The organism is uncultured Tessaracoccus sp., from assembly GCF_947286155.1.
GTDB lineage: Bacteria > Actinomycetota > Actinomycetes > Propionibacteriales > Propionibacteriaceae > Arachnia.
The window spans coordinates 20039-41136 of the sequence record NZ_CAMYPD010000023.1; the positions used below are offsets into that span (position 1 = coordinate 20039).

Annotated in this window: 23 protein-coding genes and 2 pseudogenes; 22 read left to right on the top strand and 3 right to left on the bottom strand. The window is 65.5% G+C overall.

The annotated features are described in order from the left end of the window. Positions 1–9: 9 nt before the first annotated feature. From Q0X68_RS07360 to Q0X68_RS07430, 17 genes and pseudogenes are all read left to right on the top strand, one after another. Positions 10–1368 (top strand): YcaO-like family protein, encoded by a 1359-nt coding sequence (locus tag Q0X68_RS07360; protein ID WP_073717281.1) that lies wholly within the window; start codon positions 10–12, stop codon positions 1366–1368. A 128-nt stretch (positions 1369–1496) separates the two neighbouring features. Continuing rightward, positions 1497–2117: a CPBP family intramembrane glutamic endopeptidase gene (locus Q0X68_RS07365; protein WP_297749688.1), complete on the top strand. Its 621-nt coding sequence runs from the start codon at positions 1497–1499 to the stop codon at positions 2115–2117. Continuing rightward, the gene (locus Q0X68_RS07370; RefSeq protein ID WP_073717283.1) at positions 2114–2746 is read left to right on the top strand and encodes a hypothetical protein; all 633 of its coding nucleotides are present in this window, start codon (positions 2114–2116) and stop codon (positions 2744–2746) included. The genes Q0X68_RS07365 and Q0X68_RS07370 overlap by 4 nt, the downstream gene beginning before the upstream one ends. 21 nt (positions 2747–2767) lie before the next feature. Then, positions 2768–4000, top strand: coding sequence for an acyl-CoA thioester hydrolase/BAAT C-terminal domain-containing protein (locus tag Q0X68_RS07375; RefSeq protein WP_102237440.1), 1233 nt, complete (start codon positions 2768–2770; stop codon positions 3998–4000). 45 nt (positions 4001–4045) lie between these two features. After that, positions 4046–4207: pseudogene (locus tag Q0X68_RS13135) on the top strand (TetR family transcriptional regulator); the annotation flags it as partial. After that, positions 4208–4654, top strand: coding sequence for a hypothetical protein (locus tag Q0X68_RS07380; protein ID WP_230975936.1), 447 nt, complete (start codon positions 4208–4210; stop codon positions 4652–4654). Positions 4655–4744: 90 nt separating this feature from the next. Further along, the gene (locus tag Q0X68_RS07385; protein WP_073717286.1) at positions 4745–5341 is read left to right on the top strand and encodes a TetR/AcrR family transcriptional regulator; all 597 of its coding nucleotides are present in this window, start codon (positions 4745–4747) and stop codon (positions 5339–5341) included. A gap of 16 nt (positions 5342–5357) precedes the next feature. Further along, a complete protein-coding gene (locus Q0X68_RS07390; RefSeq protein WP_073717287.1) occupies positions 5358–6566 on the top strand; it encodes an MFS transporter in 1209 nt (402 codons plus the stop codon). Continuing rightward, a complete protein-coding gene (locus tag Q0X68_RS07395) occupies positions 6559–8271 on the top strand; it encodes an ABC-ATPase domain-containing protein (RefSeq protein ID WP_297749698.1) in 1713 nt (570 codons plus the stop codon). The genes Q0X68_RS07390 and Q0X68_RS07395 overlap by 8 nt, the downstream gene beginning before the upstream one ends. Before the next feature lie 216 nt (positions 8272–8487). Next, complete coding sequence (locus Q0X68_RS13140; RefSeq protein WP_366127971.1) at positions 8488–8943, top strand: helix-turn-helix transcriptional regulator; 456 nt, start codon at positions 8488–8490, stop codon at positions 8941–8943. A gap of 207 nt (positions 8944–9150) precedes the next feature. Beyond that, positions 9151–10236: an ArdC-like ssDNA-binding domain-containing protein gene (locus Q0X68_RS07400; protein WP_106506941.1), complete on the top strand. Its 1086-nt coding sequence runs from the start codon at positions 9151–9153 to the stop codon at positions 10234–10236. Then, the gene (locus Q0X68_RS07405) at positions 10233–11153 is read left to right on the top strand and encodes a bifunctional DNA primase/polymerase (protein WP_297749703.1); all 921 of its coding nucleotides are present in this window, start codon (positions 10233–10235) and stop codon (positions 11151–11153) included. The genes Q0X68_RS07400 and Q0X68_RS07405 overlap by 4 nt, the downstream gene beginning before the upstream one ends. Further along, positions 11150–11986 (top strand): DUF2637 domain-containing protein, encoded by an 837-nt coding sequence (locus Q0X68_RS07410; RefSeq protein WP_297749706.1) that lies wholly within the window; start codon positions 11150–11152, stop codon positions 11984–11986. The genes Q0X68_RS07405 and Q0X68_RS07410 overlap by 4 nt, the downstream gene beginning before the upstream one ends. Next, a complete protein-coding gene (locus tag Q0X68_RS07415) occupies positions 11983–12522 on the top strand; it encodes a hypothetical protein (RefSeq protein WP_297749709.1) in 540 nt (179 codons plus the stop codon). Before Q0X68_RS07410 ends, Q0X68_RS07415 begins: the two co-directional genes overlap by 4 nt. 15 nt (positions 12523–12537) lie before the next feature. Continuing rightward, a complete protein-coding gene (locus Q0X68_RS07420) occupies positions 12538–13518 on the top strand; it encodes a hypothetical protein (RefSeq protein WP_297749712.1) in 981 nt (326 codons plus the stop codon). Then, on the top strand, positions 13515–14558 hold the full coding sequence (locus tag Q0X68_RS07425) for a ParB N-terminal domain-containing protein (RefSeq protein ID WP_297749715.1): 1044 nt from the start codon (positions 13515–13517) through the stop codon (positions 14556–14558). The genes Q0X68_RS07420 and Q0X68_RS07425 overlap by 4 nt, the downstream gene beginning before the upstream one ends. Positions 14559–14591: 33 nt before the next feature. Then, positions 14592–15305 (top strand): hypothetical protein, encoded by a 714-nt coding sequence (locus Q0X68_RS07430; protein ID WP_297749718.1) that lies wholly within the window; start codon positions 14592–14594, stop codon positions 15303–15305. Here Q0X68_RS07430 and Q0X68_RS07435 read toward each other — a convergent pair. Beyond that, on the bottom strand, positions 15279–15521 hold the full coding sequence (locus Q0X68_RS07435; protein WP_297749721.1) for a hypothetical protein: 243 nt from the start codon (positions 15519–15521) through the stop codon (positions 15279–15281). The genes Q0X68_RS07430 and Q0X68_RS07435 overlap by 27 nt on opposite strands. A 393-nt stretch (positions 15522–15914) precedes the next feature. Beyond that, positions 15915–16152: pseudogene (locus Q0X68_RS07440) on the bottom strand (hypothetical protein); the annotation flags it as partial. Here Q0X68_RS07440 and Q0X68_RS07445 point away from each other — a divergent pair. Both Q0X68_RS07445 and Q0X68_RS07450 read left to right on the top strand, forming a co-directional pair. After that, a complete protein-coding gene (locus Q0X68_RS07445; RefSeq protein WP_297749739.1) occupies positions 16123–16929 on the top strand; it encodes a M23 family metallopeptidase in 807 nt (268 codons plus the stop codon). The pseudogene Q0X68_RS07440 and the gene Q0X68_RS07445 overlap by 30 nt on opposite strands. 5 nt (positions 16930–16934) lie before the next feature. Beyond that, entirely contained in the window at positions 16935–17201 is a 267-nt protein-coding gene (locus tag Q0X68_RS07450) for a DUF6112 family protein (RefSeq protein ID WP_297749724.1), read from the top strand. On the opposite strand, the gene Q0X68_RS07455 is transcribed toward Q0X68_RS07450, so the two are convergent. Further along, positions 17202–18059 (bottom strand): hypothetical protein, encoded by an 858-nt coding sequence (locus Q0X68_RS07455; RefSeq protein WP_297749727.1) that lies wholly within the window; start codon positions 18057–18059, stop codon positions 17202–17204. A 198-nt stretch (positions 18060–18257) separates the two neighbouring features. Between Q0X68_RS07455 and Q0X68_RS07460 the strand changes: the two genes are divergently transcribed. The 3 genes from Q0X68_RS07460 to Q0X68_RS07470 form a co-directional block, all read left to right on the top strand. Beyond that, a complete protein-coding gene (locus Q0X68_RS07460) occupies positions 18258–18578 on the top strand; it encodes a DUF6112 family protein (protein WP_297749741.1) in 321 nt (106 codons plus the stop codon). Between the two features lie 39 nt (positions 18579–18617). Beyond that, positions 18618–20123 carry a conjugal transfer protein TrbL gene (locus tag Q0X68_RS07465; protein ID WP_297749730.1) on the top strand — a complete coding sequence of 502 codons (1506 nt, stop codon included), beginning with the start codon at positions 18618–18620 and terminating at the stop codon, positions 20121–20123. Next, positions 20120–21098, top strand: a 979-nt coding sequence (locus tag Q0X68_RS07470) for an SCO6880 family protein (protein ID WP_297749733.1), incomplete at its 3' end; no start/stop codon positions are given. The genes Q0X68_RS07465 and Q0X68_RS07470, both read left to right, overlap by 4 nt.

The following is a 21098-nucleotide window of genomic DNA, read 5'->3' on the forward strand; positions in this document are numbered from 1 at the left end:
TCACCGAGCATGCGCCTGTCCTCAACGGACCATCACCCTCGCCTCAATCCCGACTTCGACCGGCTGGCCCGACGGATCATCAGCCCGCTGACCGGGCTCAGCCGCACCCTGGGCTTCATGATGCGCGGTCGCGACGAACCACGCATCATTGTCTCCGGCGCACAGCTAACCGGCGTTGAACACCTCCTTGGACGCAAGAGCGGTCTGACCTATCACATCGGTGGATGCGGCATCTACACCGAGGAAGCCCTGATCCGCAGTGTTGGCGAGACCGTCGAACGCTACGCCCAGGTCGTCAGACCCCTCACAGCCGACTATGAAAGCGTCTTCGAGACGCAGGCCTCGATGACCGAGGCAGGCAGGTCCGCCCTTGTCGGCCCTTTTGCGCGCCCGTTCCGCGACGAACAGTATGCACAGGACACGTTCGCATACTCGCCGCTCGAATCGGATTCCCCGATCACGTGGACCCCCACTCGTTCGCTCATCACCGGCGAGACAAGGTGGGCGCCAGCGCAGTTGCTCTACATTGGATACCAGCTCCGCAAACGGGAGGGCGAGCCGTGGCTGAACTCGGCTGTCACGACCGGGAGCGCAGCCCACACCTCACCCGAACTCGCCGTCCGGTCGGCGCTCTACGAGTTGATCCACGGCGATGCCGCGATGGGTCACTGGTACACCGACCGTATTGCTCCACAAGTGCGTTTCGGTCGTCGCACCACGGCGCTCAAGGCCCTGCTTGACCGGCACCTCGCTGGCTCGCAGGTCACGCCCACCTTCCATTATCTCGAACTGCCCGGCTTCAACGTTCACGTCACTGCGTGCGTGATGCGCGGCCGCCCTGGGTCGGGACGGGGGCACAACCTCGGGCTCGGCATCGCCTCAAGTCTCGAAGACTCCCTCTACAAGGCGTTTCTCGAGTCAGCAGCGGGAGTCCAGCTGTCGAAAATGCTGCGGATATCTCCCGAGCTTGTCGACGGTGCCGTGGGCGCGCGCACCACTGACACGACGCAGATGTTCGACCTCGACGCCAATGTCGCCCACTACGCGCGACCAGACGGCGCCGCGGTCCTCGATCGAAAGTTCCCCAAAGACCAGTTTGTCGACGCCAGCGATCTGCCTGCTGATGGAGCATCGGACGTGCGCTCTGAGATCGACGCGGTCATCGCCGGCTACAAGCGCCTTGGCGCAGAGCTTGTGTTCGCCGACTGCACGACGCCAGAAGCGCGCAGGCTCGGCTTCTACGTACCCCGGGTCTGGTCACCAGACACGATGAGCCTGTGCCTGCCGAGCGCCCCGCCACTGAACCACCCGCGTTTCCAGGCATATGGCGCGGTCGCTGATGCCATGCTTCCGCACCCCTACGCATAGGCCGGTGGGCAGATGTGATTGCTCTGACAGCCCTTGCTCTGGCAGGACGACCACTGAGCGCGCACATCCTCGCGTGGTGTGTCAGCCGGGGCCTGCGGGTACGGCCCGGCGTCATCTTCATTGTCACGATGACGCCCATCGCCGTCGGAGCCATCGTCACCGGAGCCACGATCAGCCCGACGCCTGACAAGATCACACAGGTGGGCATCCACGTGCTCATCGGCCTGGGTCTCGGGGCGCTCTTCGTCCTGACAGAATGGTCTCTCGCCCGATACGTCCGCCCGAAGACTCAACGAGCGACGGAAGCGACGGACATCGACGCCCGACTGCACACCGATCCGTCTGTCGCCGATGCCGACGGAATCGCCCGCATCTACCGCCACTGGGCCACTCCCCAGAAGATCGCCATCGCCCGACCCTGGGCGTTGCCGGAGCTCTGCCTCGTCGCGATCGTCGAGGAAATCCTGTATCGCGGAATCGTCGGCTTCGTGGCACTCAGCGTCGAAACACCGGCGGCGTCCATCGGACTCTTGGCAGTGTCCGCGATGCTCTTCGGGCTATCGCACGACGCCTACGGTGCTCACCAGATCGTTCTCAAGACCGCCTACGCCTCGGTCCTGGCCGGGACCACTCTGCTCGCGGGCTCGCTGCTCTCTGCTGTCGTTGGCCATCTGGCGCTCAACGCCTTCTCGTGGGCACAAACCCGGCACTGGATGCGGGCAGTTCAAGCACAACAGAGGGCCGGATGAGCGAGCAAGACGTTTCCGGTCCCCGGCTCCTCCGAGAAGCAGGGCGCACATACGCAGCAGCGGGCCTGGGCTTGACCGGAGCGCTCATCCTGTTGGCTGCAGCAGGGTGGCCGCGCTCGACGATCTCCACCCCCGAGGCTGTCCTCAACGGCCTCTGCCTGGGACTCACAGAGGCGACAGTCCTCCTCAACGGATATCTGTGGATAGGTCGCAGGATCTCCGCCTCACCTCGTTACCAAGACGGGCAGCTCCCCAGAAAGACTGCCGGATGGATCTGGGCCGCCTACCAGGGGGCTGCACTCCCACTCGCTGTGGCTCAGCACCGCCTGCGGCGGGGTGAACTCGGCACGATCCTTGCCCTCGTACTCATCACCGGGCAAGAACTTCTCCTGCGCGCAATCCAGACTGCCCTGACTCCCACCCACCAACTGCTGGGTATCGGGGTCAGCGTCGCCATCGGCATTGCCCTCGCCGTCTCCCCGTGGGTACCGCGGTTTCACTGGCTGTTCGCCGTACTTCAAGGCACCCTCATGGGTCTGCTGCACGGGCTCGTATTCACCATCACCGGCAGCCTAGCCGCCGTCGTGACGGCAACTGCCGCCTCCTACCTCGTCCTGAAACGCATCTAGAAGCTAAAGGAAATCACTGTCATGGTGCACTTCGCCCCACACGTTCCTCACGGCCTTGTCGACGAGCCCATCACCGCGGTCCTCCACGAAGCCTCGCCACACCAGACCCTGTCCGTGGAGGTCTCGACAATCGATCACGAGCAACGGCGATGGTCCCGCACGCTCGACGTGCACGCTGATGCCTCAGGCCGCCTCGACCTCACCCAGGCCTCCCAGGTCGACGATGGCCTCGGCTACGACCCTCACGGGCTCGTCCATCAGCTCACGCCCGAGGAACCTGCTCGATGGACAAACCAGATCTCGTTCACGCTGCACCCCCTCACCATCCTGATCGACGTACGCGATCCCGCAACCGGAGACCTCCTCGCAGCGACCGAGTTCGTACGAGCTTTCACCGGCAGAGACGTGATCCGCCATGAATGGCGCACCAGAACGACCACGGCGAACCTCTACCAACCCGCCCAAGGACACGACAACCGAGCTGTCGTCGTCATTCCAGGCGCATGGGGAGGATTCGACTGGTGCAACCAGATTGCAGCACTCATCGCCTCACATGGACGACCGGCGCTGGCATTGCCCTACTTCGACTGGCGAGCAGAGTACGGACTACCAACAGGCATCGACCGCATCCCACTTGAGTACGCACAAGAAGCCGTTCGACGCCTGCATGCTAAGCCAGGGATTGACCCGAACTGGACCAGTGTGATCGGCATGTCCAAAGGTGCCGAGTTCGCGCTCGCGTGGGCAAGCCATGATCCGAGCGTCGACGAACTCATCGCACTGTCACCCACCCTCTACGCTTGGGAATCTGTGCGCGAAAACGGGACGCCGCCGGCACGCTCGTCTTGGAGCTTCCACGGAGAGCCGCTACCGTTCCTGCACTTCGACGCCGACGAAGAATTCTACGAGACGCTGGACAAAACACTGCTACAGAAGTTCCACGACAAAGCCGTCGAGGAAGCTCCATCCGACACACCTGCACGACTGCCTGTTGAGCTCATCAAAGCGCGCACTCTCTTGATTTCACAGGAGAGCGACACACTTTGGCCGGCGTCACGCATGGGTGCCGAGATCGTCCAGGCGATGCAGCAGTCCGGAGCAGGTGCACAAGTCGAACACCACATCGTGCCGGGTCGCGGTCACGCGATGTTCGCCGCTGGGGTACCTGCCAATGATGTCGACACGTCGGCCCGCATCAACGGCCTGGCCCAGACCGCGATCTGGGCCCAGGTCCGCGAGTTCTTGCAAATCTAGCCAGACGCCCTGGCATCGACGAGCATTGGGAGAAGAGGGTACGACATACCGAAGAAAAGACCCAGGCAACCCGCGAACGAATCATGCTCGCGGCACTGGACGCGTTCGCTAGGGACGGATGGGCAGGAGGCGACGTACGAGCAGGTCGCCTCCACTGCGGGATTGACTCGGGGCGCGGTCCACCACCACTTCAAAAGCAAGACCGACTTGCTGCAAGACGCCCTCGTATTCGGTTGGCTCGCCTACAGCGAAAGACTCCTCGCCCACCTCGAACGGACCAGCTCCGCGACACAACGGCTCCGCGACTTCATCGCCGAATACATCACCCTCCTGGATGAAGACGAACGCTTCAAAGCACTCGCTGCAAACACTGTCCTCATCGCTCCGGCGGCACTGGGCCCCAGTGCCGCACAGAGCCACGCCATCGATCACTGGCGCAACGCGATCACTGCTGCACTGGCCGAAGCCCAGCCACCGGGACCGATACCAGCAGAACTGGCATCTCGGCTCATCATCACACTCATCCTGGGTCTGACCGCCGCCGCCATCTGGAGACCGGCCGACATCCCCAACCCCGAGCATGCGCCCACGATGGCAGCACGCCTTACCAGCGCGGTCGTGACTCCGAGCCCCGAGCCGAGGCAGAACACATGAACACCGACAAGAACCTGCAACCGAAGAGTCCTCGACCCACAGGGTACGGCGCCATTGACCCCCTACTTGGATACGTGCTAACTTGTATGTATGAGACGTACTGCCGAGGACGCGGCCAAGACCCGCGTCGCGCTGCTAGACGCAGCACTAAGGGCCTTCGAGGAGAAGGGGTGGCGGGGGGCAACATTCGAGCACGTCGCAGAGTGCGCAGGCGTCACACGAGGCGCGCTGAACCACCATTTCCGCGACAAGCAAACCCTGCTCATCGAGGCGCTCGAATGGGGCTGGTCCGACTACGGGCAGCGCTTGTTCTCCCAGAACAACGACTCAGTAGGCACGTCGGCTCACGAAGCGCTGAAGGCTCTACTAGCTGACTTCACTCGCTTGCTCACCCGCGATGAGAGATTTCGCGCCCTGGCATCAACGACTGTTCTCGTTGCGCCACAAGCTCTTGAGCATTCCGAACGCAACAGCGCCCTCGACGAATGGCACGAGCGCATCGAAGGTCTCATATCCATGCCCGAGCGCGACACTGCTCGCCCAGGGAGGAGAGAGATCGCCAGCCTCGTACTCGTGCTCCTCCAAGGGTTCACCGTGACTGCGGTGACTCGCCCACAAGACATACCGCAACCCGACGAACTCGACACCGCACTCACAGCGCTGGTGAGGGGGTTGCTCGACTCCTAAGGACACACACTTCGCTATGACCACCAACGTCACCTCTCGCGTATCCGGTGCGACTCCGGCGCGCGCCACCACCGTGGCCGGCGGCATTCTCTTCACCGACATGCTGCTCCAAGGACTCGCCATCCCCGTGCTGCCGCTACTGCCTGCGGTTGTCGAGCAAGGAGCAGCCGCAACCGGCATCCTCTTCGCGTCCTACGCCGTGGCAATGGTCATTGCCACGCTCTTCGCCGGACACCTCGTCGACCGCCGCGGTCCAAAGGGTCCACTCGTGATCGGGCTGATCGTCTTGGCGATCGCGACCCTCCTGTTCGCCACAGGAGGGCCGTACTGGCTCCTCCTGGTCGCTCGCTTCGTCCAGGGAATCGCCGGCGGCGTCGCATGGGTCGCGGCACTGTCGCTTATCGCCGCAACGACAGGGTTCGACAAGCGAGGCCAGATGATGGGCATCGCCATGTCCACCGTGACTCTGGGGGTGCTCGTCGGCCCGCCACTGTCTGGCTTCCTCGTCGACGCGTTCGGACCCGCTTCGCCGTTCCTGCTAGCCACATTCGTCGCCATCGTCAATCTCGTCCTGCTGGTGGCACTGATTCCGGGATCGCCTCGGCAGACCGACGACACAGCAGGGCCCTTCACCGTGCTTCGTGTATCGGGCTCGGCGGCCATCGTGGCTGCGATCACGATCGGCGCGGCGGTCCTCGCTGCAGTGCAACCCGTGCTTCCCGGGCACCTGGGAGCACAGGCGACGAGCACCATCATCGGCGTCCTGTTCGGTGTCGCCGCGCTCGTGAGCATCATTGCCAACCCGATCGTGGGCAGGTTCGTCGCCTCGGCACCGCCTCGGGTGCTTATCGGCATCGGCATCGTCGCCGTGGTGGCCGCACTGCTCGTTCTCGGCTGGTCAACCAGCATCTGGCAGATCGCGATCGGAATGGGCCTCCTGGGCCTGTCGTCGGCAATGTTGCTCGCTCCCGCCACCACGCTCATCAGCGAGCAAGGATTTCGGTCGAACCCGCCCACGCTCGGCGGATCGTTCGCGCTCTACAACCTCGCATACGCGGCAGGCCTGGCGATCGGACCGCTGCTGACCGGATTCGGTGTCCAGCAAACCGGTTTCACCACGGCCATGGTGATTGCCGCCGTCGTGCTCGCTGTGCTCGGCGGCATAGCCCTCACCAAGCTGCCCGGGCGCCAGAACGTCACCGCCTACGAGGACAGCCATGCGTGATCGTACGGCCCTCGAGCGTACCCTCGCCCAGATCGATGGGCGAGGGTACGCCTCGTACAAACAACTCGCCGGCACCTACCAGTTCGGCACCTTTCGCCTGGCCATCGACCAGGTCCAGGTCGACCCCTACGCCCCACCGTCACGAATGCGGATTATCCTGGGCCCCCAAACTGCTGGACTGCCTGCCGATCTGACCAACGATGCGATAGGACGACGCGCGGTCGCTGACTTCCTCACCCGTCAGTTCTTGGACGTCGCCCACCGCTTGTTGCCAGAACCCTCCGGTACAGGCAACAGCGGGCTAGTCAGCATCGGCCACCCTGGCCAGGAAGTCCTTGAACGCACCAGCGTCGTCATCGCCCCTGACCGCATCGAGGCGCGTATCGATGTTGGCCTCCCTGCATCCGGGCGCAGAGTCCGTGGCCGCGAGGCCTCCAAACTCCTGGGCTCCCTCTTGCCGAGGATCGCCAATGCTTCACTCGTGTGCGCGAATCTCAACGAGCGCGTGCTGCGAGAGCATGTGATCCTCCACCGCGATCAGGAATGGCTGCGTTCCCAACTTGCTGGCCAGAATCTTGTGGCCTTCGTCGGCGACGGCGCGATCTTGCCTCGTCGTTCTGGAGACTCAGATCTCCCGTTGTCCGGTACGGATGCTATACCGTTCACCAGCCCCGATAGCATGCAGGTCGAGTTTCAACTGCCCAGTGGACAGACCGTGACAGGGATGGGTGTGCCCGAAGGCGTCACTGTCATTGTCGGTGGTGGCTACCACGGCAAATCGACTCTTCTCCATGCCATCGAACGCGGGGTCTATCCGCACATCGCCGGCGACGGCCGGGAGTGGGTCATCACCCGTGCCGATGCAGTCAGCATCAGAGCCGAGGACGGCCGAGCCGTCACCGGCGTCGACATCTCGCCCTTCATCACGAACCTGCCCTCTGGCATCGATACGCGGTCGTTCAGCACGTCTAACGCCAGCGGTTCGACCTCCCAAGCCACAAACCTGGTCGAGGCCATCGATGCCGGTGCGTCTGCGTTGCTGATCGATGAGGACACATCAGCGACAAACTTCATGATCCGAGACGAACGCATGCGCGCTCTAATCCCAGCCAGCCGGGAGCCCATCACGCCCTTCGTCACCCGTGTCCGACCGCTATTTACCGAACTAGGCGTGTCAACGATCCTTGTGGCGGGAGGGTCTGGAGCGTTTTTCGATGTCGCAGATCAGGTTATCGCACTCGACCACTACATCGCGCGCAACGTCACGAAGGAAGCTCGCAAGCTCATCTCAGACCACCAGGACGCTGAACCGAATGATGGCTCCCGGGCGTTCACCTACGAACGGACTGCTCGAGTCCCAGATCCGAGCTCTCTTACGCGATCGAGAAATCAGAGGCCGGCGAAAGTGAGAGGCGCGACAATCCAATTTGCAGGCGAGACGATCGACCTCAGCGCTATGGCCCAGCTCGTCGATCCAGCACAGACTCAAGCCATTGCATGGGCACTCGACCGTATCGCAGGCCTCGCCGACGGTCAGAACTCCATCGAAGAGCTGGTGCTAGCAGTACAGGAACGGGTTGATGCAGAGAGCCTCGATTGGGTGTCGCCATTCAACGGACACCCGGGACACCTGACAAGACCACGACAACACGAACTACACGCAGCGCTCAGTCGGTTACGCGGCCTGCACCTCGCAGGACCATGAGCCGCGTTGCTAGGCCGCGTCTACGCGGCGTTCATGGCCCGTGAACCCTCCTGTGGGACTGAGGGGTACCAGGTTTCGCTGGCGCTCGCAGCGGCTGCATGCCTTGTCGGGTTCATGGGCATCGCCCTCCTCTTGCGCAGTGATCGAGCCCTGTCGCGCTAAGCACTCGACCTCCACGCGGATGGGTCTTCGGAGGCTCCCATGAGTCGCAACCGCATGGGGTCTCTACGTCAAGTGGCGGAGCCTGACCCTGCTGAGATTGCTGCATCACTACTCAACGACCGGCCGGAAGTGCAATGGACTCTGGAGTCACTGGCAAGAGAGGTGCACATTTCGCCGTCTCAGTTGGGTAGAGTTTTCGCGCGACGGTACGGGATCAGCCCGATGAAGTACCTGACGCGGGTTCGCTGCGTCCAGCTCGCGACACTGCTCGCGCGCAGCCGACGTCCTGTCGGTGAACTGATGCACGAAGTGGGATGGCGCAGCCGAGGCAATGCTGCGCGACAATTTCGACGCATCACTGGCCTCCTTCCTACTGAGTACCGTGACCAGTCTCAGCAACGCGCTCGGCCCGTCACACCCCTCACTGACGGGTACGCCAAGTGCCCGCGCTGTGGCCAAGAAGTCGAGATCGCTTCAGTGTTGATGATTCCAAACGCCGCTTCCTTGTAACGATTCTGCTCATCTTCGGAAGCAACGCATGGCCTGATCTCAGCGCACCTGCTAGGCCGGGTATGACACGTCGGGTTCGTTGGGTTCCTGACGGTCACTGTAGGGGTTCCTTGTTGTCCGTCTTCTAGTGCTGGTGGTTCCGGCGTACCTGATGGTCACCGGGTCGGTTCTTCGACCCGGTAGACAGGTTCGCGGAAGGAGACCGGCATGGCAACCTCGGGCAAGGATGCTCGGGCGGCGCGGGAGGCGAAGCTTGATGCGCTGCATGAGCGGCTGACGGGTGCGGTCGAGCAGCTGGTCTCCGGTGAGGATTGGGCCCGGGCGTTGGCGTTCGCAGCCCGGTTCCGAGCACGGTCGTTCGCGAACACGATTCTGATCTTCACCCAGCATCAGGAGGCCTACGGCCTGGGTCTGGTGCCGGACCCAGTGCCGTCCCATGTCGCCGGGTATAGGCAGTGGCAGCAGTTGGGTCGCCAGGTCTCCAAGGGGCAGCCGGGATATCAGATTCTGGCGCCGGTGACGGGACGGTTCGCCTCAGCAACCCCGCAGGATGCTGAGTCGTGGCGACGCCTTGGGAAGGGTGAGAAGCCGCGTGCGGGTGAGACGGTGCGCACGAAGATGGTCGGCGTCCGCCCCGCCTACGTCTGGGACGCCTCCCAGACCACTGGCGAGCCGATCCCTGAACCGCCGGCTCCGAGGTTGTTGGAGGGGCAGGCTCCTGCCGGGTTGTGGGAGGGCCTCGCTACACAAGTCGACACGGCCGGGTTCGAGCTGCGGCTGGTTGCGGATGCGTCGGAGATTTTCGGGGCGAACGGACTGACCGACTACAGCAACCGGGTGGTGTCGGTGCGTGCGGACATGGACCCGGCAGCGCAGGTGAAGACCCTGGCCCATGAACTCGGCCACGTCCTGTTGCATGGCCCGGACGCCAGTGAGGCGCGGCAGCATCGTGGGATCGGTGAGGTGGAGGCCGAATCGGTCGCGTTGATGGTGGGTGCCGCGCATGGCATGGACACCTCCGGCTACACCGTCCCATACGTGTCGACGTGGGCGGCCCGAGTGGAGGGCCAGGACCCGGTCGAGGTGGTCAAGACCACCGGGGAACGGGTCCGCAAAACCGCGCTGGGGATTCTAGAGCAGCTCGACACCACCCAGGTCGGCAACGGCACCCCGCCCGGTTTGGAACGCGACACCCCCACTCGCGAACCCGCGACACGGCAGGCCCCGGCTGCACCGGCGGTGTCGGAGCCGATGGAGCGGATGGTGTCGGGACGTGAGGCGGTGGCGCTATGAGCCGTAACCTCTACCACCTCGCCCGGCTTCTCGCCCCTCGCCAAGATCGTCTGCTGGGGCGGGTGGCGAGTGATCTCGCATCAGCGGGGGTGCCGGTGTTTCCGTGCGTGCCCGGGCAAAAGCGACCGCTCACGGCCCGTGGGTTCCACGACGCCACCACCGACCTCGCCCAGATCGAGCACTGTTGGACGCGATGGCCGGACGCGAATCTCGGGCTGCCGACCGGGGCGGTCTCCGGTGTCGTGGTCGTGGATATTGATGTCCGCGAGCACATAGATGGCCGGGAGAGCATGCGCCGCGCCCTCGATGCGGGGCGGGCAGGTGTGCCGGTGTTCACGGTGGTCTCCCCCTCAGGTGGACGGCATGGCTACTACCCGGCCACGCCGGATGTGGTGCAGCGGTCGTGGCAGGCTGCCCGGGCCGGTGTGGATTTCCGCGGGGATGGCGGCTACATCGTCATCCCACCCTCACACACCACTGCCGGCTCATATCGGCTGGCGACGGTCCGGCAAGGGGCGGCGGCCGGGATCGACAGTGACGCGCTCCGGGACTTCCTCGACCCCCGCCCCGCTCCGCGACCGCGCACTGTTCATCGGAGCATGGCTCAGAGCGAGGCTGGGGTGGTGGTGTCGCGGCTGGCTGCGTGGGTGGCGGGTTTGGGTGAGGGCGAGCGGAATCGGGGGTTGTTCTGGGCGGCTTGCCGGGCCGCGGAACACGACATCACACCTGCCACGGCGGTAGATGTGCTGGGCGCGGCTGCCGGTGAGGCGGGGTTGGGGCCGCGGGAGATCGCGACCACCGTGCGGTCGGCCTACCGCACCACCCACCCCACCACGTCCACAGCATCCAGGCCCACCGAACCAGCGGAGGCGGCGTCGGTGCGGGTGCCGGTGGGTGCTGGTTGGGGGCTGGCGTGAAGGCACGGCGGTGGGCAGTGCGGACGGCGGTCGCGGGGACAGTGTTCATCGCGATCGGGGCGTTCTGGCTGTCCTTCACCTCTCTAGCTGATCTCGCGGCCCGTTCGGGCATCGGGGCAGGTCAGGCGTGGGCGTGGCCGCTGATCGTCGACGGCATCATCGTGGTCGCCACCGTCGCCGTCGTCGCCCTCGCGGGCCAGAAGGCCGCTTGGTATCCCTGGGCCCTGCTGATCGGCGGTGCCGTCGTCTCGGTCACCGCCAACGCCCTGCACGCCATCGTCGCCGCCGACGCCGATGTCCCGGCCTTGTTGGCAGCAGCGATTGCCGCGGTTCCGCCCGTGGTGCTGCTGGCGATCACCCACCTCACCGTCATCCTCACCCGCGCCACCAGCCCCGAGACGCAGTCCGTGATGTGGCAGACCGTCACCCAACAGAACGACCAGCCCACACCAGCCCCAAGACCGGGCATCGAGGCAGAGCCTCCACCGGCGGCACTCCCGCAGCACGAAGCCAGCGACACCGTCGACCTTGGCGATGAACGACCGACCACACCGGAATCCGGTCCGCCTCCGATGAAGCACGTCGAGGCAAAGCCCGCGCCCGAGGCTTCGACTCCGACTGCTCCTGATGAGGAGACCGTTCGAGGCGCTCCCGAGATGGCTGGGGTGGGTCGGCGGGAGCGGGCTGCCGGGTTGCGGAGACAGGGGTGGTCGAACAAGCAGATTGCCGCCGAGCTGGGCGTGCATCCGTCCACGGTGGGCCGCTGGCTCACCTCCACACCAACGAGGAGTCCTGAACCTGACACCAGCCCATCGATGAAGGAGGAATCATGAGCACCCACGAACACGAGCACCACCCCGTGGCCCCGCCGGTCCACGACGACTACGGCCCACCCGATCCCGAAGAACTCGCCCTGACCACCCCCGGCACCCACGCGGAGAACCTCGACCAGGAGACGGTGAGTGAGCGAGGCGATCTTGTCCCACCCAAGGCGCCGGTGGAAGAGCTCGATGAGCAGCTCGCCCCAGACATCGACGGACCAGACGTGGGTTCTCCGGGGCTGGGTGAGGGTGCGGAGGGGGTGCCTGAGGCGGTCAAGGCCCGCACCGCCCAGGTCGCAGGCCGTCCTGTGGGTGGGCAGGTGGGGCGGGGTGTGGAGTGGGTGCGTCCGACCGATCTGATGGCCCGGCGTGGCGCCACGGTCGCTGGCCGGGGCATCCACTTCCAGACCGCGCTGAGCCAGAAGACCCGCCACGGCATCACGGTGGGTGCACGGCGGATCGGTGATCGGGCTGGACGGTTGGCGCCGTTGTCGGCCTTCGGCCGGGCCCAGTCGGTGCCGGATCGGTCCGCGGTGGGGATGAGTTGAGCGTGGTGACCAGCAATGACACGACTCGCCAACACGACGACACCACTGCCGCCGATGTCTGGGGTGGGGGTGCGCACCTGCTTGTCAGGAGGCACCACCATGACCCACACCACAACACCAACCACCGGCACCGCCACTGAGACCGGGACGTCGTCGACAACGCCGTCGACACCCCACCCCGACAGTGCTGACTTCCGCACCAGCGAGGGGCTGCGGGCCTTGCTGGAGCATCTGGCCGAGCACGGATGGCGCAACAACCCCCAAGCCAAAGAGTTGCTGGAATTCGCGGCGGAGCGGTTCGCACCCCTGGCGCGCAAGCACGGCCTCGATGTGTGGGAGGCGGCCTCGGCGGCGTTTGATGTGATGCGCACCCCGGCAGCGCGGAAGGCCGCAGATCCGTGGGCGGTGGTCACGCATGCGGTGCGGATCACCTGCATCTACGAAGAACGCGCCCAAGGGCTCATGTGTTCAGTCCACCAGGCCCGCCGCGCCCACATCTCCGCCCACCACGACCCCGAACGGTTCTCCGACCGCGAAACACCCCTGTACGAATACCATCCCGCGTTCCATCTCACCGACCCCCACCACCACGACCATGAGGATGCGGCCGAGGATGTGGATGCAACGGTGCAGGCAACAGTCGCGGACGCGACCCGATTGTTCGTGCTGCTGGGCTGGCCGGAACCCTCCGCCCGGGCAGGGGTGGATCACGTCACCAACGCCCTGGCCCGGATCGGGTCCCGGCGCGGCACCTACGAAGCCTTGCGGCGCGACAAACACGCCCGCGCTCTGCTCGACCTCCCCGCCCCAGCCTGGACGTGCCTGCTGAGGGTTCTGCTGGGCCATCCCGAACCTGCCTACGCCACCACGACGGCTGGGCGCGGGATCCTGCTGCGCCTGCTGCTCGGGGAAACGCTGGCGGACCTGTTGGGTGATGACGCCCTGGTCACCGTGATCGTCCGTGCCGTCCCGGGGCGGGAACGGGTGCGGTCATGAGTACCCCGGGGCACATCGAGCTGGACCGCGCCGTCGACTCCCTGCATGTCGGCCAACGTCACCGTGCCGACCTGGGTGACATCGATGCGCTGGCGGCCTCGATTGAGCGCGATGGGTTGTTGCAGCCGTTGACGGTCAGCCCCGACGGGGTGCTGATCTGCGGGGCACGACGGCTGGCGGCGATCAAGCAGCTCGGCTGGCGCACCGTCAACGTGTGGGTCCGCTCCGGTATCTCCGACCGGCTCGGCCACCTGCTGGCCGAACAAGACGACAACGTCCTGCACAAGCCGCTCACCGCGCTGGAAGCCGCCGCCCTCTACCGCGAACTGAAATCCCTCATGGCGGAGGATGCTGCGCGTCGCAAGGCCGCGACCCAGTTCCGCAGCGACAACCAGCCCGGAACCGACGGTGTGGGAAATTTTCCCGCACCGTCAACACCCACCGGACGCGCCAGTGAACAAGCGGCCGGAATGATTCCCGGTGGGGCCTCGTACAAGACGCTGGACAAGATCGGCTACCTCGAACAGGCCGCCACCGACGAGACGCTGCCCGAACACGTGAGGGCAGCAGCACGGCAGGGGTTGGAGGAGATCGACGCGGGCAGCCCGGTCCATCCGATCTACGAGACCATCCGCAACCACACTGCCAGCCCCGATGCTGGCGATGAGGCGTTGCATCAGGCCGCGGCCGACGCCCTCGCCCGCATCCAATCCAGTGACAGACCGAAGCCCGCCCCAGCCAAGAAACCCACGAACGACAGTGAGCACGCGCCGGTGCAGTACCCGGTGCGGGCGTTTGTAGTGACGTGGACCGAACTGGATCAGTGGTGGACCCACTACGACCCAGCCGTGCTCGCCGTCGAACTCACCGACAAACACATCGCCACGTTCCTGCGCGTGATCGAACACACCGTCGAGTTCGCCGACGCCCTCCAAGCCGCCCTCACCAACCCCGACGACACCACCACCGCCGCCTCCAACCCTGTCGATGAGCAGGATGACGGACCGGCGGGTGGCCGTCCGCAGCTGCGCGCGATCTAACCGACTCCGGCTGCTGGTGTTTGGGGTGAGTGCGTGCACCTGCTGGGCATGGACACTTCTGATCGTTCGTCGCGTCGCCGGCTCGTGCTGATCGCTGCCGGCTCGGTCACGGCCCTGGTGTGTGGGGTCGGGATCTACGGCCTGGCCACCGGCCCCCACACCCCCACCAGCACCCCGGGCACCTCACCGACCATCACCACCAGCCCGTCACCCTCCTCAACCACCACCGCCACGGCGAGCCCTTCAGCATCAGAGGCGCCGTCGGTGCCACCGGTGGCGCGCAGTGCTGATCCGGAGCAGTTCGCTCGCAATGTCGCGACCACACTGTTCGCGTGGGACACCACCACCGGGCTGCTCCCGCTGGACTACACCTCCGCGGTCCTCGCCGTCGGGGACCCCAGCGGCGCCGAACAAGCCGGCCTCGCCACCGACGTCGCCGCCTACCTGCCCTCGCGGACCGCCTGGCAGGACCTGCGTGAGTACGGCACCAGTCAACATCTGACAATCGACCGCGCCTACATCCCCGACCAGTGGGGCGAAGCCCTCGCCCAGGCACCCGAGGGGCAACTCGCACCGGGCACGGTCGCCTACACCATCGAGGGCACCCGGCACCGCACCGGGACCTGGAACGGTGAACCAGTCGACTCGCCTCACAAGGTGGAGTTCACGGTGTTCGTGGTCTGCGCGCCGACCTACGACACCTGTCACCTGCTGCGCCTGTCACAGCTGGACAACCCGTTGCGGTGACCTGGCCGTGAAGAAGCTCGCCGTGATCGCTGCCGTGCTCGTGCTGTTCAGCCCCGCCCTGCTCCTGTTGGGGGTGGGGATGATGTTCAGCCCCGGCGCCAACGCCTCCTGCACCACCAGCACCACTGGCCCGTCAGTGGTGGGGCCGGTGCCGGACTCGCTGGACGTGACGACCGCTGACGGGCAGGCCTTCACGCTGAACACCACCCAGCTCACTCACGCCGCCACCATCATCCAGACCGGATCCCAAATCGAAGGCGTGAATCGTGACGGGCTGCAGATCGCGCTCATGGCCGCCCTCACCGAGTCGAATCTGCGGATGCTGGCCAACACCAACGTCTACCCCGACTCCGGGAACCACCCCCACGACGGGGACGCCTCCGACCACGACAGCCTCGGCCTGTTCCAGATGCGACCCCAAGCCGGATGGGGAACCGTCCCCGACCTCATGGACCCCGTCTACCAGGCCCGCGCGTTCTTCGGCGGCCCCACCGGCCCCAACCACCCCTCACCCCGCGGACTGCTCGACATCCCCGGCTGGCAGACCCTGTCTAAAGGTGAAGCTGCCCAAGCCGTGGAAGTCTCCGCCTACCCCGACCGGTACGCGAACTACGAGCCCGTCGCCGAACAGATCCTGACCACCCTCACCACCCCCACAACCGACAGCCCGCAGTTGCCGGAGACCGGGCGTGTGGTCTTCCCGCTGCCCGAGGGCACCTGGGTCGCCACCTCGCCATTTGGGATGCGCGTCCACCCCATCACCGGGGAGAACAAGCTCCACACCGGCGCGGACTACTCCGCACCCGACGGCACCCCCATCCTCGCCGCCGCCGACGGCATCGTCACCCACGCCTCAATGTCCGGCGGGTACGGCGGACTCATCATCATCGAACACACCATCGGCGGGCAGAAGATCGCCACCGCCTACGCCCACCTGTGGGAAACCGGCATCCACGTCAACGTCGGCGACCACGTCACCGCCGGACAACACATCGGCGACGTCGGATCGGCCGGCTACTCCACCGGCGCGCACCTGCACTTCGAACTCCGCCAAGGGGGCAGCGACGGCGAGTTCACCGACCCCCAGCCCTGGCTCGACCAACACACCACCGGCAACCTCCCAGCCCCCACCACGCCGGTCGAGCAGGAAGGCTGCAACCCGGCCGCGACCCAGCCCGCGCCGCCCCAAGGACCCGATGACGGGGACCTGGACCGCAAGGTCGATGACCCCACCACCGACGGACAGATCACCGCCCGCATGCTCCACGTCTACACCCAAGCCCTCACCGCCCACCCCGACAGCTCCTGGGCCTGCTACTCACCCCGCCCCGGCACCAAATCCGAACACCCCCTCGGACGGGCCTGTGACGTCACTTTCGGCAACGCCATCGGCACCCCACCCACACCCCAGCAGCTCGAAGCCGGATGGGCACTGACGAACTGGCTCAAAGACAACGCCGAAACCCTCGGCGTCGAGTACCTCATCTGGCAAGGCCAGATCTGGTCCCTCGCCCGCGACGCCGAAGGCTGGCGCCCCTACAACGGCGGCGGCATGCACGACCCCAACGACGTCACCGGCGGCCACTACGACCACGTCCACATCACCGTCAAAGAAGGCAGCTGATACCCGTGAACATCTACCCCGACTTCGGCGCCTTCGGCGACAACACCACCCTCCACACGGTGATCGGCGCCCTGCTTACGTTCGTCCTCATCACCGCCGTCCTCACCATGCTCATCTCCGGCATCACCTGGGCCATCGCCACAGCGAACGGCAACCACACCACCGCCACCAAAGCCCGCACCGGACTCCTCATCGCCCTCGGCACAGCCACCCTCGCAGGCGCCGGCATCACCTGGCTCAACTGGCTCATCAACCTCGGCGACCAGCTCTGATTACTTAGCTAAGTGTCGGGGTCGCCGCTTCTTCTTTCTGGGCTTAGCTCTCCCGAGGACTGCAGCGTCATTCGGGAAGCTGTCGGCAGCCCACTGTTTGAGGGCGTCGGTCGCCCAGTCTTTCTCAAGGGGTTTGAGGCAGTGGATTTCGACGTCTGGGTGCACAGCAATGTTCGGGCAGGACATCGCTCCAAGGAATCGCAGAAGCTGCACTTTTTCTGGGTCGACCGCGTACGGGAACATCGAATGGAAAACGCGCTTGAGTATCGCCTTCAATGCCCTCTCCAGCGGTTCCGAGAGAGAGGAACGTCCAGCAACCGTGGCAACCACCGTTGTAGCAGACGCTTCAGCAAGGTCATTGAGCGCTTTATCGACCGCCTGACTGAGTTCGTCGGCAAGCTTGACGATCTCCACACATAGACTACACAGAATGTGCTCGACGTTGATCACGGCTGCTATGCGCGCTGAGTCATTGGTGCTGAGGTCTTCTTCAAGGACGCCTGCGACGAAGAGACCGATAAGGTCTGCTACCGCGGTACGAACATCTTCCTGCACCGACGTAGGCTCCTCGAACACGATCTCGTTGACGATGTACCGGACGAGGAAGTCGGTGCAGAGCTCGTCGGCTGCCGATTTCGCTTTCGAATCCTCCTCGGCGGCATCCAAAGCATGTTTGGCCTTCCTCTTGGCTGTTCTGACTTGCTCTTGCGAGTACTTCTGACGCCGCGCATTGGACCACAGCAACGCTCGCGCGCGCTCGCTGTGGGGGCCTCCGTGGAAGGCTCCATCACACATGCATTCGCACTGCTCAGGCGTCGTTCGAACAGCGTCCGCACACCTGCGGCTATGGCTGGTCATGGATACCTCCTCGAACCCTTGACACCGCCATGATGACATGACGCACCGGTCCTGAGTAGCTCCTTCGAAACTCTTCGGGGCTGGCAGCGCACCTGACAGGCAGACCTCTCTTGGTTGCCTGCCCTCCCGGTCACTTCCTGGCGGGGCCGGGCCCCTTTCGTTGTTTCGTCCTGTGAGGAGTTTGCTGTGTTTGATCTGATGAGCTGTGTTGTGCCGAATCTGTCATCTCTGCCGGTGATGCTGCCGATGGAGGTGGAGATCACGCCGAATGATGATGGGCTGCCGGGGATCGCGCAGTTGCGCAACATCGTGGGGGCGGTGATGACGATCGGGCTGATCTTGTCGGTGCTGGCGCTGATCATCTCCGCGATCGTGTGGGGCTTCGGCGCGAACTCCTCCAACCCGCACCTGGCCGGCCGCGGCAAGGTCGGTGTCCTGGTCTCGTGCGGGTCGGCGATCATCTGCGGCGCTGCGGTCACGCTGATCAACTTCTTCTGGAACGTCGGCCAGTCCGTCTGACCCCTACCCACCAATCCACGTGTGTGAGGAGTGATTGCGGTGGGGATCTGTGATCTGCCCGTCATCTCAGGTGTATGCGAAACTGCTGGTGAGGCCGCCGCGTCGTTGGTGTCGGCCCCGTTCGACTGGCTGGCCCAGGCCATGGGGGCTGCGGCGGGGTGGTTGTTCGAGGCGGTGTGGAATGTCTTCGACGCCACCACGATGGTCGACATCACCAGTGACGGATACCTGTCGGTGTACAACCTGCTGTTCGGCATCGCGGTGTTCGTGATGCTGCTGTTCTTCTGCCTCCAACTCATCACCGGCCTCATCCGTCGCGACCCGACGGCCCTGAGCCGAGCCGCCCTCGGCCTCGCCAAGAGCGTGTTGGGGTCGTTCGTGGTGATCACCCTGACCGGGCTGCTGTTGGAGGTGGTCGACCAGCTGTGTGTCGGGATCGTCCAAGCCGCCGGGGAGACCACCGAATCGATGGGCGAGAAGATCACGATCCTCGCCGGCGGACTGACCGCGATTAACATCGCCGCCCCCGGGGTGGGGGCGATCATCACGATCTTCCTCGCCGGGCTCGCGATCACCTCCGCGGCGATCGTGTGGCTCTCGCTGCTGGTCCGCAAAGCCCTGCTGCTGGTCGCGATCGTGTTCGCACCCCTGGCCCTGTCGGGCTCCTCGTGGGACGCCACCAGGGGGTGGATCAGCAAGTGGGCGATGTTCGTGGTCGCGCTGATCTGTTCCAAGCTCGTGCTGGTCGTGATGTTCCTGGTCGCGATCACCCAAGTCGCCGCCCCGATCGATGGGGACCTGTCCTCGATCAGTGACCCGCTGGCCGGGGTGGTGCTCATGGCGATGGCCGCGTTCGCCCCCTACCTGACGTACCGGTTCATCAGCTTCGTCGGCTTCGACATGTACCACGCGATCGGCGCCGAACAAGACGCCAAGAACTCCCTCAACCGCCCCATCCCGCTACCGGAACGTCAGCCGGGCAACCCCCAGCAGGTCCTCGACGGCAGTGGCGGTGACAGCAACGGTGGTGGCGGGAAGCAGCCGGCGAAACCGAGTACCCCGAACCCCTCAGCCTCCCAGGGCGGAGCCGAAGCCGGAGCTGGCACTGGCGGGGCGGCCGGGGCTTCCGGTTCGGGTGCGGCATCGGGTGGGTCTGCTGCCGCTGCCGGTCCTGCGGCCGCGGCCGTGATCGGGGCACAGGTGGCCAAGGATGCCGCCACCGCGGGACCGAAAGCCGGCGCCGAACTCGGTCAGCAGGCCGAGACCGCTGCCGACGCCGCCGACCACACCCCCACCAACAACGAAGGCGGAGGCAATGGCGGGAATACTCCGCCGGCGCCTGCACCCGGTGAGACGCCGCCACAGCAGGGCACCCCACCTGCCAGCGGGGAGCCCACCCCGCCCAGCACCCCAAGCTCACAGCCACCGGGGTCGTCCTCGCCTGGTGGGGGTGAGCAGGTGGCACCGTCCGCGCCGGTGCCGAACCCGCCGCCCGCTGACAATCCGCCGCCGCCGTCGAGTGCTGGGAAGGAGCCGCAGTCATGAGCCGCCGCAAGAAGAACAACAGCCACGAACCGGATGCGACCGGTTCGGAGCTGGTGCCGGTGAAGTTCTCCCGGCTGACCCGTCGCGGCATCCTGCTTGGCCTGTCCGCGGCCCAGCTGGTCACCGTCGGGATCGCGATCGCCACCATCGTCACCGCCCTGTACGCGGGGGGCGGGATGTGGCTGGCCTACACCGCCCCCATCTGGGCCACCGCCGTCCTCCTCACCTGGGTCCCTGTCGCGGGACGGCCGGTCATCGAGTGGGTGCCCGTGGCCGGCTGGTGGGTCTACCGCACCACCATCGGCCAGCTCCTCTACCGGCGCCGCATCGTCACCCCACGCCCCGCCGGAACCCTCGCCCTACCCGGCGACCAAGCCCGACTGCGCGAATACGAGGACCCGACCACAGGGGCAGGCATGATCCACGACCCCCACCAGAACACGCTCACGGTGGTGTGCGAAATCACCCACCCCGCGTTCGTGCTCCTCGACCCCGCCGAACAAGAACGCCGCGTCACCGCCTGGGGCCGCGTCCTGGCCACCGTCTGCCGCTCCGGCAGGATCGCCACCCTGCAGATCCTGGAACGCACCCTGCCCGACTCCGGCACCGGACTGGCCGAATGGTGGACCACCCACGGCCAGCCCGAAGACACCAGCTGGGCTGCCACCACCTACGCCGAACTCATCAACCGCGCCGGACCCGCAGGCGAACGCCACGCCACCACACTCTCCGTATCCCTCGACATGAGAAACGCGGCGAGGCAGATCCGCACCGCCGGTGGCGGTATCCGTGGCGCCGCTGCCGTCCTACGTCAAGAGATGAACACCCTTACCGCTGCACTCCGCTCAGCCGACCTCACCCCGTCAGGATGGCTCACCCCCGGACAAATCGCCGTGATCCTGCGCTCGGCCTACGACCCCGCGATCGCCGCCACCCTGGAACGCCACGGCCAGATCGGCCACGACCTCGCCACCG

Bases quoted from the DNA above. Each gene is read 5' to 3' on its own strand.
- Q0X68_RS07365 (WP_297749688.1), top strand. From the start codon at position 1,497: ATGACGCCCATCGCCGTCGGAGCCATCGTCACCGGAGCCACGATCAGC.
- Q0X68_RS07400 (WP_106506941.1), top strand. From the start codon at position 9,151: ATGGCAACCTCGGGCAAGGATGCTCGGGCGGCGCGGGAGGCGAAGCTT.
- Q0X68_RS07405 (WP_297749703.1), top strand. From the start codon at position 10,233: ATGAGCCGTAACCTCTACCACCTCGCCCGGCTTCTCGCCCCTCGCCAA.
- Q0X68_RS07370 (WP_073717283.1), top strand. From the start codon at position 2,114: ATGAGCGAGCAAGACGTTTCCGGTCCCCGGCTCCTCCGAGAAGCAGGG.
- Q0X68_RS07385 (WP_073717286.1), top strand. From the start codon at position 4,745: ATGAGACGTACTGCCGAGGACGCGGCCAAGACCCGCGTCGCGCTGCTA.
- Q0X68_RS07375 (WP_102237440.1), top strand. From the start codon at position 2,768: ATGGTGCACTTCGCCCCACACGTTCCTCACGGCCTTGTCGACGAGCCC.
- Q0X68_RS07395 (WP_297749698.1), top strand. From the start codon at position 6,559: ATGCGTGATCGTACGGCCCTCGAGCGTACCCTCGCCCAGATCGATGGG.
- Q0X68_RS07460 (WP_297749741.1), top strand. From the start codon at position 18,258: ATGAGCTGTGTTGTGCCGAATCTGTCATCTCTGCCGGTGATGCTGCCG.
- Q0X68_RS07360 (WP_073717281.1), top strand. From the start codon at position 10: ATGCGCCTGTCCTCAACGGACCATCACCCTCGCCTCAATCCCGACTTC.
- Q0X68_RS07390 (WP_073717287.1), top strand. From the start codon at position 5,358: ATGACCACCAACGTCACCTCTCGCGTATCCGGTGCGACTCCGGCGCGC.
- Q0X68_RS07420 (WP_297749712.1), top strand. From the start codon at position 12,538: ATGACACGACTCGCCAACACGACGACACCACTGCCGCCGATGTCTGGG.
- Q0X68_RS07455 (WP_297749727.1), bottom strand. From the start codon at position 18,059: ATGACCAGCCATAGCCGCAGGTGTGCGGACGCTGTTCGAACGACGCCT.
- Q0X68_RS07415 (WP_297749709.1), top strand. From the start codon at position 11,983: ATGAGCACCCACGAACACGAGCACCACCCCGTGGCCCCGCCGGTCCAC.
- Q0X68_RS07425 (WP_297749715.1), top strand. From the start codon at position 13,515: ATGAGTACCCCGGGGCACATCGAGCTGGACCGCGCCGTCGACTCCCTG.
- Q0X68_RS13140 (WP_366127971.1), top strand. From the start codon at position 8,488: ATGGGGTCTCTACGTCAAGTGGCGGAGCCTGACCCTGCTGAGATTGCT.